Source organism: Kosakonia sp. CFBP8986 (assembly GCF_034044935.1).
GTDB classification, from domain to species: domain Bacteria; phylum Pseudomonadota; class Gammaproteobacteria; order Enterobacterales; family Enterobacteriaceae; genus Kosakonia; species Kosakonia cowanii.
The window spans coordinates 222,218-236,053 of sequence record NZ_JAXCXB010000006.1; the positions used below are offsets into that span (position 1 = coordinate 222,218).

Annotated in this window: 11 protein-coding genes; 9 read left to right on the forward strand and 2 right to left on the reverse strand. The window is 55.1% G+C overall.

The genetic code is table 11. From position 1 onward, the window contains the following. Nucleotides 1-155 precede the first annotated feature (155 nt). The 8 genes from tig (at nt 156) to SOM48_RS15880 (ending at nt 9,891) form a co-directional block, all read left to right on the forward strand. Nucleotides 156-1,454, forward strand: a complete 1,299-nt coding sequence (tig, locus tag SOM48_RS15845) for a trigger factor (RefSeq protein ID WP_023481893.1) — start codon at nt 156-158, stop codon at nt 1,452-1,454. Between the two features lie 285 nt (nt 1,455-1,739). Then, nucleotides 1,740-2,363, forward strand: coding sequence for an ATP-dependent Clp endopeptidase proteolytic subunit ClpP (clpP, locus tag SOM48_RS15850; protein WP_007373538.1), 624 nt, complete (start codon nt 1,740-1,742; stop codon nt 2,361-2,363). 124 nt (nt 2,364-2,487) lie between these two features. After that, complete coding sequence (gene clpX, locus SOM48_RS15855; RefSeq protein ID WP_054804405.1) at nt 2,488-3,762, forward strand: ATP-dependent protease ATP-binding subunit ClpX; 1,275 nt, start codon at nt 2,488-2,490, stop codon at nt 3,760-3,762. 184 nt (nt 3,763-3,946) lie between these two features. Then, entirely contained in the window at nt 3,947-6,301 is a 2,355-nt protein-coding gene (gene lon / locus SOM48_RS15860) for an endopeptidase La (RefSeq protein ID WP_320512300.1), read from the forward strand. 209 nt (nt 6,302-6,510) lie between these two features. Further along, a complete protein-coding gene (gene hupB, locus SOM48_RS15865) occupies nt 6,511-6,783 on the forward strand; it encodes a nucleoid-associated protein HU-beta (RefSeq protein WP_010428111.1) in 273 nt (90 codons plus the stop codon). A 209-nt stretch (nt 6,784-6,992) separates the two neighbouring features. Continuing rightward, the gene (ppiD, locus tag SOM48_RS15870) at nt 6,993-8,867 is read left to right on the forward strand and encodes a peptidylprolyl isomerase (RefSeq protein WP_054804406.1); all 1,875 of its coding nucleotides are present in this window, start codon (nt 6,993-6,995) and stop codon (nt 8,865-8,867) included. A 146-nt stretch (nt 8,868-9,013) separates the two neighbouring features. Continuing rightward, a complete protein-coding gene (locus tag SOM48_RS15875) occupies nt 9,014-9,388 on the forward strand; it encodes a ComEA family DNA-binding protein (protein WP_288882584.1) in 375 nt (124 codons plus the stop codon). 95 nt (nt 9,389-9,483) lie between these two features. Continuing rightward, nucleotides 9,484-9,891 (forward strand): YbgC/FadM family acyl-CoA thioesterase, encoded by a 408-nt coding sequence (locus tag SOM48_RS15880; protein ID WP_128483507.1) that lies wholly within the window; start codon nt 9,484-9,486, stop codon nt 9,889-9,891. 522 nt (nt 9,892-10,413) lie between these two features. Here SOM48_RS15880 and queC read toward each other — a convergent pair. Together queC and SOM48_RS15890 are read right to left on the reverse strand one after the other, a co-directional pair. Further along, nucleotides 10,414-11,109, reverse strand: a complete 696-nt coding sequence (gene queC, locus SOM48_RS15885) for a 7-cyano-7-deazaguanine synthase QueC (protein WP_312479879.1) — start codon at nt 11,107-11,109, stop codon at nt 10,414-10,416. 65 nt (nt 11,110-11,174) lie between these two features. Next, nucleotides 11,175-12,872 carry an SgrR family transcriptional regulator gene (locus tag SOM48_RS15890; RefSeq protein WP_312479878.1) on the reverse strand — a complete coding sequence of 566 codons (1,698 nt, stop codon included), beginning with the start codon at nt 12,870-12,872 and terminating at the stop codon, nt 11,175-11,177. Nucleotides 12,873-12,970: 98 nt separating this feature from the next. On the opposite strand from SOM48_RS15890, the gene cof reads away from it, so the two are divergent. After that, nucleotides 12,971-13,789 (forward strand): HMP-PP phosphatase, encoded by an 819-nt coding sequence (gene cof, locus SOM48_RS15895; RefSeq protein ID WP_054804470.1) that lies wholly within the window; start codon nt 12,971-12,973, stop codon nt 13,787-13,789. Nucleotides 13,790-13,836: the final 47 nt, after the last annotated feature.

Here is a 13,836-nt window from a genome sequence, read left to right on the forward strand (position 1 = left end):
ATAATGCGGCGTCTTATTTTTCGGAATGTCTTCGGGGTGATTCTGACGACAGGGAATGTATATCTGATTTGAGAGAGCATCCCGGTTCTGCAAAGCGAGAGGTTTGCTGCGCAGGGTAGAGTTGACCGAGCACTGTGATTTTTTGAGGTAACAAGATGCAAGTTTCAGTTGAGACCACTCAGGGCCTTGGGCGCCGTGTAACGATTACAATCGCTGCTGACAGCATCGAGACCGCTGTGAAGAGCGAGCTGGTCAACGTAGCGAAGAAAGTACGTATTGACGGTTTCCGTAAGGGTAAAGTCCCGATGACCGTTGTTGCTCAGCGTTACGGCGCCTCTGTTCGCCAGGACGTGCTGGGCGACCTGATGAGCCGCAACTTCATCGACGCGATCATCCAGGAAAAAATCAACCCGGCTGGCGCACCGAACTATGTTCCGGGCGAATACAAACTGGGCGAAGACTTCACCTACTCTGTTGAATTCGAAGTCTATCCGGAAGTTGAACTGAAAGCGCTGGACACCATCGAAGTTGAAAAACCGCTCGTTGAAGTGACCGATGCCGACGTTGACACCATGCTGGATACCCTGCGTAAGCAGCAGGCAGACTGGAAAGAGAAAGATGGCGCTGCAGATGCAGAAGACCGTGTAACTGTCGATTTCACCGGTTCTGTTGACGGTGAAGAGTTCGAAGGCGGCAAAGCGACCGATTTCGTACTGGCGATGGGTCAGGGTCGTATGATCCCGGGCTTTGAAGAGGGCATCAAAGGCCACAAAGCGGGCGAAGAGTTCACCATCGACGTGACCTTCCCGGAAGAGTACCACGCGGAAAATCTGAAAGGTAAAGCGGCGAAATTCGTCATTAACCTGAAGAAAGTTGAAGAGCGTGAGCTGCCGGAACTGACCGAAGAGTTCATCAAACGTTTCGGCGTTGAAGATGGTTCTATGGACGGTCTGCGCGCAGAAGTACGTAAAAACATGGAACGCGAGCTGAAAGGCGCCGTGCGTAACCGTGTTAAATCTCAGGCGATCGACGGTCTGGTTAACGCCAACAACATCGACGTACCGGCTGCACTGATCGACAGCGAAATCGACGTTCTGCGTCGCCAGGCTGCTCAGCGTTTCGGTGGCAACGAGAAACAGGCTCTGGAACTGCCGCGTGAGCTGTTCGAAGAGCAGGCTAAACGCCGCGTTGTCGTTGGTCTGCTGCTGGGCGAAGTGATTCGTACCCACGAGCTGAAAGCTGACGAAGAGCGCGTTAAAGGCCTGATCGAAGAGATGGCTTCTGCGTATGAAGATCCGAAAGAAGTGATCGAGTTCTACAGCAAAAACAAAGAGCTGATGGACAACATGCGTAACGTCGCGCTGGAAGAACAAGCGGTTGAAGCGGTTCTGGAAAAAGCGAAAGTGACGGAGAAAGCAACCTCCTTCAGCGAGCTGATGAACCAACAGGCTTAATCGTTTTCTGCGATAGCTAAAAGTAATAAGCCCGTCACCTGCTTGCTGGTGGCGGGCTTTTTTTATCGTATTGGCTTTATCAGAACTGTGCTAAAAGCGTGTTTCAGGGTTAGCGTAACAGCAAAAGATTGTTATGCTTGAAAACATGCGTGGTCATCCCCACTAAAGAGGGTGGCAGGAAAGACTCTGGCTGATAATCCGTCCGTGAGGGGTCGTAGTCAGACCTCTTTCACTCAAGTACAATCAGTGCAGCAAGTTTGTTAATTTTTTATCCAGGAGACGGAAATGTCATACAGCGGCGAACGAGACAACTTTGCACCCCATATGGCCCTGGTGCCAATGGTTATTGAACAGACCTCCCGCGGTGAGCGCTCTTTCGATATTTACTCCCGTCTTCTCAAGGAACGCGTAATTTTCCTGACCGGTCAGGTCGAAGACCATATGGCCAACCTGATCGTGGCGCAAATGCTGTTTCTCGAAGCAGAGAACCCGGAAAAAGATATCTATCTCTACATTAACTCTCCGGGCGGCGTGATCACGGCAGGTATGTCTATTTATGACACCATGCAATTTATTAAACCGGACGTCAGCACCATCTGTATGGGCCAGGCCGCGTCAATGGGCGCATTCCTGCTGACGGCTGGCGCAAAAGGCAAGCGCTTCTGCCTGCCGAATTCACGCGTGATGATCCACCAGCCGCTGGGCGGCTATCAGGGTCAGGCGACGGATATCGAAATCCACGCGCGTGAGATCCTGAAAGTGAAAGGGCGCATGAATGAACTTATGGCGCATCACACGGGTCAATCCTTAGAACAAATTGAGCGTGATACCGAGCGTGACCGCTTCCTTGCCGCGCAAGAAGCAGTTGATTACGGGCTGGTTGACTCAATTTTGACCCATCGTAACTAATGCTCAGTCCGCATTGGCCGCTATACTTTCCAGTGCAAGCGGCGTAATGCCTGAGTAACGTTTTGCGCCTGGAATGGCATTTGCGTCGTCGTGTGGCGCAAAGAACAGAAAAGAGGTTTTACTCATGACAGATAAACGCAAAGATGGTTCGGGCAAACTGTTGTACTGCTCTTTTTGCGGCAAAAGCCAGCATGAAGTGCGTAAACTGATCGCCGGACCGTCCGTGTATATCTGCGACGAATGTGTGGATCTGTGTAACGACATTATTCGCGAAGAGATTAAAGAAGTTGCGCCGCACCGCGAGCGCAGCGCGCTGCCGACGCCGCATGAAATACGCCACCATCTCGATGACTATGTTATCGGTCAGGAGCAGGCGAAAAAGGTGCTGGCGGTGGCGGTTTACAACCACTACAAACGCCTGCGCAACGGCGACACCAGCAACGGTGTTGAACTGGGCAAAAGTAACATTCTGCTGATCGGGCCGACCGGTTCCGGTAAAACGCTGCTGGCGGAAACGCTGGCGCGCCTGCTTGATGTACCGTTCACCATGGCGGACGCCACCACGCTTACTGAAGCGGGCTACGTTGGTGAAGATGTGGAAAACATCATTCAGAAGCTGCTGCAGAAGTGTGACTACGATGTGCAGAAAGCCCAGCGCGGCATCGTCTACATTGATGAGATCGATAAGATCTCCCGTAAGTCAGACAACCCTTCCATCACCCGTGACGTATCGGGCGAAGGCGTACAGCAGGCGCTGCTGAAGCTGATCGAAGGTACCGTTGCTGCGGTTCCGCCGCAGGGCGGTCGTAAGCATCCGCAGCAGGAGTTTTTGCAGGTTGATACCTCCAAAATCCTCTTTATCTGTGGTGGTGCTTTCGCAGGCCTCGATAAGGTGATCTCTCACCGTGTGGAAACCGGCTCCGGCATCGGTTTTGGCGCAACGGTGAAAGGAAAATCCGAAAAAGCGAAAGAGGGCGAGCTGCTGGCGCAGGTTGAACCGGAAGATTTGATCAAGTTTGGTCTGATCCCGGAGTTCATCGGTCGTCTGCCGGTTGTCGCTACGCTGAACGAGCTGAGTGAAGAAGCGCTGATCCAGATCCTGAAAGAGCCGAAAAACGCCCTGACTAAGCAGTATCAGGCGCTGTTTAACCTGGAAGGCGTCGATCTTGAGTTCCGCGACGAAGCGCTGAACGCTATCGCCAAGAAAGCGATGAGCCGCAAAACCGGCGCCCGTGGTCTGCGCTCTATCGTCGAAGCCGCGCTGCTCGACACCATGTACGATCTGCCGTCTCTGGAAGACGTCGAAAAAGTGGTGATTGATGAGTCGGTAATCGAAGGGCAAACCAAGCCGCTGCTGATTTACGGCAAGCCGGAAGCGCAGCAGGCATCTGGCGAATAATTCGTCAATTCATACAGTCAGTTAATCAAAAAGGGGGGATTTTATCTCCCCTTTTATTTTTCCGACTTCCCGGCGTTGAATGTGTGGGAAACATCCCCATATACTCCATTACATGTTAATGGTGCGTGTGGCACAGTCACGTCACCTTGATTACCTGGCGGACTTTAAACTAAGAGAGAGCTCTATGAATCCTGAGCGTTCTGAACGCATTGAAATCCCCGTATTGCCGTTGCGCGATGTGGTGGTTTATCCGCACATGGTCATCCCGTTATTTGTGGGGCGGGAAAAATCAATCCGTTGTCTTGAAGCAGCCATGGATCATGATAAAAAAATCATGCTGGTTGCGCAGAAAGAAGCGTCAACGGATGAGCCGGGTGTAAACGATCTTTTCACCGTCGGGACCGTGGCGTCTATTCTGCAAATGTTGAAACTGCCTGATGGCACTGTAAAAGTGCTGGTCGAGGGGCTTCAGCGCGCGCGCATTACTTCGCTTGCCGATAACGGCGAGCACTTCTCTGCGAAAGCGGAGTACCTGGACTCGCCGGCCATTGATGAGCGCGAGCAGGAAGTGCTGGTACGTACCGCGATCAGCCAGTTCGAAGGCTATATCAAGCTCAACAAAAAAATTCCGCCGGAAGTGCTGACGTCGCTGAATAGCATCGACGATCCTGCACGTCTGGCTGACACCATTGCTGCGCATATGCCGCTGAAGCTGGCTGACAAGCAGTCGGTGCTGGAGATGTCCGACATCAACGAACGTCTTGAGTATCTGATGGCGATGATGGAGTCGGAAATCGATCTGCTGCAGGTTGAGAAACGCATTCGCAACCGCGTGAAAAAGCAGATGGAGAAATCCCAGCGCGAGTACTATCTGAATGAGCAGATGAAGGCCATCCAGAAAGAGCTCGGCGAGATGGATGACGCGCCGGACGAAAACGAAGCGCTGAAGCGTAAAATCGACGCGGCGAAAATGCCGAAAGAGGCCAAAGAGAAGGCCGAGTCCGAGCTGCAGAAGCTGAAAATGATGTCGCCGATGTCTGCGGAAGCAACCGTGGTACGCGGCTATATCGAGTGGATGGTGCAGGTTCCGTGGAATGCGCGCAGCAAGGTCAAAAAAGATCTTCGCCAGGCGCAGGAAGTGCTGGATACAGACCACTACGGCTTAGAGCGCGTCAAAGACCGCATCCTTGAGTATCTTGCGGTTCAAAGCCGTATGAACAAACTCAAAGGGCCGATTCTCTGCCTGGTTGGGCCGCCGGGGGTAGGTAAAACCTCGCTCGGTCAATCCATCGCGAAAGCGACGGGTCGTAAATATATCCGTATGGCGCTGGGCGGCGTGCGTGATGAAGCAGAAATCCGCGGTCACCGCCGCACTTACATCGGTTCTATGCCGGGTAAACTGATCCAGAAAATGGCAAAAGTTGGCGTTAAAAACCCGCTTTTCCTGCTGGATGAGATCGACAAAATGTCCTCCGACATGCGTGGCGATCCCGCTTCTGCGCTGCTGGAAGTGCTCGATCCTGAGCAGAACGTGGCGTTCAGCGATCACTACCTGGAAGTGGATTACGATCTGAGCGACGTGATGTTTGTTGCCACGTCTAACTCCATGAACATTCCGGCACCGCTGCTGGACCGTATGGAAGTGATTCGCCTCTCCGGTTACACCGAAGATGAGAAGCTGAACATTGCCAAACGCCACCTGCTGACCAAGCAGATTGAGCGTAACGCGCTGAAACCGAACGAACTGACGGTTGATGACAGTGCGATCGTCGGTATTATTCGCTACTACACTCGCGAAGCGGGCGTGCGTGGCCTGGAGCGTGAAATCTCGAAACTGTGCCGCAAGGCGGTGAAACAGCTGCTGCTGGATCCGTCCCTGAAGCATATCGAGATCAATGGCGACAACCTGAATGACTATCTCGGCGTTCAGCGCTACGACTACGGTCGTGCGGATGATGAAAACCGTGTAGGCCAGGTGACCGGTCTGGCGTGGACTGAAGTGGGCGGCGATCTGCTGACCATCGAAACCGCCTGCGTGCCGGGTAAAGGCAAGCTCACTTACACCGGTTCGCTGGGTGAAGTGATGCAGGAGTCTATCCAGGCTGCATTAACCGTGGTGCGCGCGCGCGCAGAGAAGCTGGGTATCAACGGCGACTTCTATGAAAAACGCGACATCCACGTGCACGTGCCGGAAGGTGCGACGCCGAAAGATGGTCCGAGTGCCGGTATCGCCATGTGCACCGCGCTGGTCTCCTGCCTGACCGGTAACCCGGTTCGCGCCGACGTTGCGATGACGGGTGAGATCACCCTGCGCGGCCAGGTGCTGCCGATTGGTGGTCTGAAAGAGAAACTGCTGGCAGCGCATCGCGGCGGCATCAAAACCGTGCTGATTCCTTACGAAAATAAACGCGATTTGGAAGAAATTCCGGAAAACGTCATTGCCGATCTGGATATCCATCCGGTGAAACGTATTGAAGAAGTGCTGACGCTTGCCTTGCAGAATGCGCCGTTTGGCATACAGGTCGCCACTGCAAAATAGTGACCTCGCGCAAAGTGCGTAGAGAAATATAAGGCTGGTGAGTGATTTCGCACTTGCCAGTCTTTTTTTGTATAGCTAATTTAGATTGCTGGTCGGCTATGTCATCATCAACTGATGTTGTAAGGGCATGACAGGCCTGTTATAACTGCTGCGCGGTCGCACTGCGAAGGATGTGGTGCGATATAAAATATAAAGAGAGGAAGAGAAGAGTGAATAAATCTCAACTGATAGACAAGATTGCCGCTGGCGCTGACATTTCTAAAGCTGCCGCCGGACGCGCGTTAGATGCGTTAATTGCTTCTGTTACTGAATCTTTGCAATCCGGGGACGACGTAGCACTGGTTGGTTTCGGTACTTTTGCGGTTAAAGAGCGCGCTGCCCGTACTGGCCGCAACCCGCAAACCGGCAAAGAGATTACTATTGCTGCTGCCAAAGTCCCTGGCTTCCGCGCAGGTAAAGCGCTGAAAGACGCCGTGAACTAAGGACTTTCCCCACGCGGGGAGGGTGGCAACATACAAGGGCACATCGCGAGGTGTGCCTTTTTTATTTTCGCAAAATCAATTTCTGCGAGTTTATGCGCGATGCGGGCTAACAATTGCACCGTTTTCTTGTCAAAATACGCGCTTACATGCAGCGGGCCTCGTGCGCTGCCTGAGATCTACAGTCACCTACAGCGGAGTGTTGTTACACCATGATGGACAATTTACGCGCGGCGGCGAATCACGTCGTGCTCAAGATCATTCTGGGTTTGATTATCGTGTCATTCATTTTGACTGGCGTGGGTAACTACCTGATTGGCGGTAACAATAATTACGCCGCAAAAGTTAATGGCCAGGAAATTGGCCGTGCGCAGTTTGAAAATGCGGTAACCAGCGAACGCAACCGTATGGCGGAGAAGCTGGGTGACCAGTTCTCGGAGCTGGCCGCAAATGAAAACTATATGAAATCCGTACGCCAGCAGGTGCTCAATCGCATGATTGATGAAGCTCTGCTGGATCAATACGCGAAGAAGCTTGGCCTCGATATCAGCGATGAGCAGGTCAAAAACGCTATCTTCTCTACCGATGCTTTCAAGTCTGACGGCAAGTTCGATAATAACCGCTTCAACGCCCTCGTTAACCGTATGGGCATGAGCGCCGATCAATATGCGCAGGCGCTGCGCAACCAGCTTATCTCTCAGCAACTGATCAACGCCGTTGCCGGCACCGATTTTATGCTCAAAGGCGAGACCGACGAGCTGGCGGCGCTGGTATCCCAGCAGCGCGTCGTGCGCCAGGCGGTGATTGATGTGAACGCGCTGGCAGCAAAACAGACGGTCAGCGATGACGAGATCGCCAGCTATTACGACCAGAACAAGAGCCGTTTTATTGCGCCGGAGCAGTTCCGCGTAAGCTACATCAAGCTTGATGCGGCAGCGATGCAGGAAAACGCCACCGACGCACAGATTCAGGCTTACTACGACGAGCACAAGGATCAGTTCACTCAGCCGCAGCGTAATCGTTACAGCGTCATCCAGACCAAAACGGAAGATGAAGCGAAAGCGGTGATCGACGAGCTGAAAAAAGGCGCTGACTTTGCTGCCCTGGCGAAGGCGAAATCCGCCGACATCATCTCTGCCCGTAACGGCGGTGACATGGGCTGGCTGGAAGAGTCCACCACCCCGGACGAACTGAAAAACGCCGGTCTGAAAGAGAAAGGCCAGCTCTCAGGCCCGATTAAATCCTCCGTTGGCTACCTGGTGGCGCGTCTGGATGATATTCAGCCTGCCGTTGTCAAACCACTGAACGAAGTACGCGATGAACTGGCGGCGAAAGTGAAGCATGAAAATGCGCTGGATGCCTGGTTCGCGCTGCAGCGTAAAGTGAGCGAAGCGGCAACCAACGATAACGAATCTCTGGCCGGTGCTGAACAGGTTTCAGGTACCAAAGCGGTGCAGACCGAGTGGTTTACCCGCGACAACCTGCCGGAAGAGCTGAACTTCAAACCGGTGAGCGATGCGATTTTCAACGGCGGTCTGGTAGGTCAGAACGGCTCGCCTGGCAACAACTCCGATATCATCACCGTTGATGGCGATCGCGCGTTCGTATTGCGTGTTACCGACCATAAAGCGGAAGCGATTAAGCCGCTGGCGGAAGTGAAAGCGCAGGTCACGGATATCGTTAAGCATGATAAAGCTGAGCAGCAGGCGAAGCTGGATGCTGACAAACTGGTTGAAGCGCTGAAAGCGGGCAAAGGCGACGACGCGATGAAAGCCGCTGGTCTGAGCTTCGGCGAAGCGAAAACCCTCGCGCGCCTCGGACAGGATCCGGTTGCAACAGCCGCCTTTAACCTGCCACTGCCGGCGAAGGATAAACCCTCCTACGGCAGCACCACCGATCAGCAGCGTAATGTTGTGATCATAGCGCTGGACGAAGTGAAAGCAGGCGAAATGCCGGAGGCGCAGAAGAAAGCGATGATGCAGGGCGTGACGCAGAATAACGCGCAAATCGCCTTTGAAGCGCTGATGAGCAACCTGCGCAAAGAAGCCAAAATCAAACTGGGCGATACCTCAGAACAGCAGCAGTAACGGGAAGCTTCTCCCAAAAAAAGGTAACGCTCTGCAATACACAAAGGCCGCTTTCGCGGCCTTTTCCATTTCTGCTGTTTGCCCTTTGTAGACATTTTCTGCCCTGGTTATGCTCCGCTGCGAGTTAACACAACGGAGATAACAGCATGAAACATGGAGTCAAATCCCTTTTACTGCCCCTGGCGTTTACGTGTGCGGCATTCAGTTCTGCCACGCTTGCCGCGCCCGCAAGCGGTGCAAAACCACCGGCGGCACACGCCGCGGCACCGGCTTCTCACACCAAAGGGCAGGAGGCGGCAAAGCCCGCGCAGGAAGAAGAAGAGGGCGTTAAAGTCAGCATCAACAGCGCGACGGCGGAAGAGTTATCAAAGGCGCTGAAGGGCGTTGGCCTTAAGAAGGCGCAGGCGATCGTCAGCTATCGCGAAGAGTATGGGCCGTTTAAGAGCGTTGAGGATTTAAAACAGGTGCCGGGCATGGGCGGCAAGCTGGTGGAGCGCAATCTGGTAAACCTGAAACTGTAAGCTGCTTGCGTAGTCGCTAATTTTTGCCAGAATTAGGAGGTCATACCAGTATGGCCTCTGTCTCTATAACTATAAACAGTAAAGGTTAACGCGCTATGCAGACCCAAATAAAAGTTCGTGGATTCCACCTTGATGTCTACCAGCATGTAAACAACGCCCGCTATCTCGAATTTCTTGAGGAAGCGCGCTGGGATGGGCTGGAGCATCACGAGAGTTTTCAATGGATGACCGCCCACAACATCGCTTTTGTGGTGGTTAACATCAATATCAATTATCGCCGTCCGGCGGTGCTCGGCGACCTGCTTACGGTCACCAGCCATGTCCAGCAGATTAACGGCAAAAGCGGCGTGTTAAGCCAGGTGGTGACATTAGAGCCGGAAGGGCAGGTGGTTGCCGATGCGCTGGTGACTTTTGTCTGCATCGATCTGAAAACCCAGAAAGCGCTGGCGCTGGAGGGGGAGTTGCGGGAGAAGCTGGAGATAATGATTGGGGAGCGGGATTAAGAAACTCTGTAGGCCGGATAAGCGGAACGCGCCATCCGGCAAACGGCCTGGCATATGGCTTTGGTGGTATTGTTCCGTTCACCATGCGTGCGGCGGAATATTTTTCTCACTGGTGCGGTGAACGGGACAAGGGGAGCGGCCGCGCTCCCCTTGTCAATCCCCGCGGCCCCGCGAGGAAATCGGTGCTTCGCACTGCGCTCACCTCCCGCGAGCCTGACGGCGGCCGGCTCGACTCGACTTACTCGTTCCATTCTGGAACTCGTCCATGTCTCGGTTCGCCTCTGTCCGCCATCCATGGCGTCCAGACCTTGTCATTCCCGCTTCGGTTCGCCGATTTCAGCGGGGACACAACACCCTCGCTTTCATATTGCAGATAAAAGCAAAGACGGTTTCGCTGTGGGCTCGCTTTTGTAGGCCGGATAAGGCGAAGCCGCCATCCGGCAAATGTACCGCGGAGATAATGCCGGATGACGCGTACCGCTTATCCGGCCTACTGGATTGGTGCGGGTTTATTGGCCGGGCTTATTTCAATCCGGTTTTTGCTTTCATTGAGCTCAATACTGAGGCTTTATCGGCAAGGTACTGCTGCAACCCGTTGGCGCGCAAATGACACGCCGCGCAGTGGCCGCAACCATCCCCTTTGATGCCGTTGTAGCAGGTCAGGGTTTCGCTGCGCACCATATCGAGCGCGCCCCAGTAATCCGCCAGCGCCCAGGTTTGGGCTTTATCGATCCACATTAGCGGTGTTTCAAAACGGATATCCTTCGCCAGACCGAGGCTAACCGCGTGGTTAAGCGCCTTCACAAATTCGTCGCGGCAGTCCGGGTAGCCGGAAAAATCGGTCTCACACACGCCAGTGATCACCGCTTCTGCCTGCACCTGGTAAGCGTATACCGCCGCCAGCGTCAGAAAGAGAATATTGCGCCCGGGAACAAAGGTGTTCGGAATACCGTCCGCGCTCTCTTCATAATCCGGCACCGGAATGCTGTCGCGCGTCAGGCTGCTCACGGCCAGTTCGTTAAGCAGCGTCACATCCAGCACTTTATGCGCCCGTGCGCCCAGCTTTTGCGCCAGTTCGCGTGCGACGTCGATCTCAGCGCGATGGCGCTGCCCATAATCAAACGTCACGCAATGGACTTCATCATACTGCTGTAACGCCTGCACCAGGCAGGTCGTGGAGTCTTGTCCGCCACTGAAGACGACAACGGCACGTTTCATAATTATTCCTGACATTTACACAAAAAAGGTATGGTAGCGCGTGAGTCAGGCAGCGACCAGCTTCTTCACGGCGACGGGGCCGGAAGCCACGCCTCGGTAAACTCAAACCAGCCGCGGCGATTGACCTCGATCCCCTCAACGCCCGGCGGCGCGCTAATGCGGTAGTGGTAATTAAAGAGCGGCGTCAGCAGCGCCTCGTCCATCAACCTGTCAAAGAGCGCTTTTAACGCCGCAATACGCGCCCGCTCGTCGGCCTGGCGCTGCACCGCATCCAGCGTTGTCTGCAGATGCGCGAACTGCGCACTGCCGAGCAGGTTCGGCCACAGCGGATCGCAGCGCAGCCACTGCTCAAGGGTGTACTCCGGCGCTTCGCCAATCAGCCTGTCCCCCATCACCAGATCTGCCGCCGCCAGTTCGCGACACCCTTCCCAGCGTTTACCGTCGTGAAAAATCACCGTCAGCTCGCAGCCGAGCATGCCCAGAGAGGCTTTCAGCTGCTGCGCCATGGTGTGCAACTCCACCGGCAGGTGGTAGATAAGCGTTAGTTTCGCCGGCAAGGCGACGTTTTCTTCAGGCCAGCCGGGAATATGCCAGCCGGGCAGTAACTCCCGGCTCGGGGTAATCAGCCCCTCATCCAGCGGCAGCGTCTGTAAAAGCGAGGTGTGATGAATAATCTGCACCAGACGGCGCGCCTGCGCCGGGCTTAGCCGCGCGCCGGGGCGCAGGGCGAGATAGCAAAAACCGAGGCTGATGCTGTTACTCACCGGTTGCAAGTGGCGCAACTCCTCCGGCTCGCCGATGGCAATCTGCACCGGATGGCGGCAGCTGGTGCCTAAATCCTCATCAAAAAGCTGCGGCGCAATCCAGTACTCAACCGCTTTCAGCAGCGGGTGGCCTAGATGGTAGTGGTCGTGGCTCTCAAGGCGCACCAGTTCATCGCTGAAGGCGACAAGGCGAAACGGCCCGGTGCCAATCTGCGGATGAGCGGGGTGCGCGAGGCGGCTGCCGTAGCTCGCCAGCCGGTGCGCCAGCCAGTAATCGGGACGATGCAACTGAAAGGTAATGCACCACGGATGGGTGAGCGTAATGCGCTCAACGCTGGCGAAAAGCGTCCGTAGCGCCGGCAACTCAAGCAGGGCGACAAGCTGCTGATGCAACTGCGTGGCGGTGACCGTATCGCCATTGTGCCAGTGCAGGGTAGCGTGAAGGTGAAAACGCCAGCACAGGCCATCCTCGCTGCTCTCCCAGTGGTGCGCCAGGTCGCTCTGCGGCAACGCGCTGCGGCTGATAAAGCGTGTCAGCCCGCTAAAGATCTGTCCGGCAAGGTGCTGCTCCGCGCGGCCAGCGAGAAAGCCTGGTGCCAGCGGCTCCAGCGGGCGGTAGTAAGGAATGCGCAGCGTCGGCGTCTCGTTCTGCCACAGCCCGCCGAGATAGGGGTTGAGCAGCGCGCGCAGATCCGCAGGATCAAGTTCAGCGAGCGCCAGCGCATTGTGCTGCTGCCCGGCCGTCAGTGCCTGCTCCAGCATCTCGCGCCGCAGCCGCTCCGGCGTGACGCAGAAATGCAGCGCGCCGCGTTTACCGCGCCCGGACTGCGCCTGCCACGTTAACCAACCGGCGGCCTGCATCTGGCGCAGCAGGGTGCGCATATGGCGTTCGCTGCAGTAGCAGCGCAGAGCCAGCTCGCTAATGCTCACCGCCTGATCCTCACCGGCAGAGGGTGACCAGAGGCGCTGAAATTGGTTAAGGCGGTTAAGTAATCTCATAACCCGGAACAATAATTTCTATCTATTCACTATTACTTCCGTATATCTCACGCAATACTGAAACACAACCTAACGGCATCAGAACTGGAGAGTAGATCATGGCGCGTCTGGCCGCTTTTGATATGGACGGCACCCTGCTTATGCCCGACCATCGTTTGGGCGATCAAACGCTGGCGGCGCTACGACGTTTACATGAACGGGAAATTACGCTGGCCTTCGCCACCGGTCGGCACGCGCTGGAGATGCAGCGCGTTGTGCAGCATATCGGGCTGGATGCTTTTCTCATCACCGGCAACGGCACGCGCATCCACTCCATAGAGGGCGAGCTACTCCATCGCCAGGATCTCTCCCCGCAGGTGGTCGAGCGCGTGCTGCATGGTCGTTGGGAGACCGATGCTTCGCTGCATGTGTTTAATGATTCCGGCTGGCTCACCGATAAACCCATGCCGGAGGCGCTGCAGGCGCATCTCTTCAGCGACTTTAGCTATCAGATCACCGATCTTAAACGCCTGCCCGCCTGTGACGTTGCCAAGATCAGTTTTGTCGGCGATCACGACGATCTCTGCCGCTTGCAACAGCAGCTTGATGAGCAGATTGGCGCGCAGGCGCATATCTGCTTTGCGGCGATGGACTGTCTTGAGGTTCTGCCGGTCGGCTGCAACAAAGGCGCCGCGCTGGAAGTACTCAGCGCCTCGTTAGGATTGACGCTGCAAGAGTGTATGGCGTTTGGCGATGCGATGAATGACAGAGAGATGTTAGAGAGCGTCGGCTACGGCATGATCATGGGCAACGCCATGCCGCAACTGCGCGCGGCGCTGCCGCATTTACCGGTTATCGGGCACTGCCGTAATCAGGCGGTGTCGCACTTTTTGACACACTGGCTGGACACTCCACATCTTCCTTATTCCCCCGAATGAAAAGATATTGCCAGCAAGCCGGGTTTTATTAATAAAACCCGGCTTTT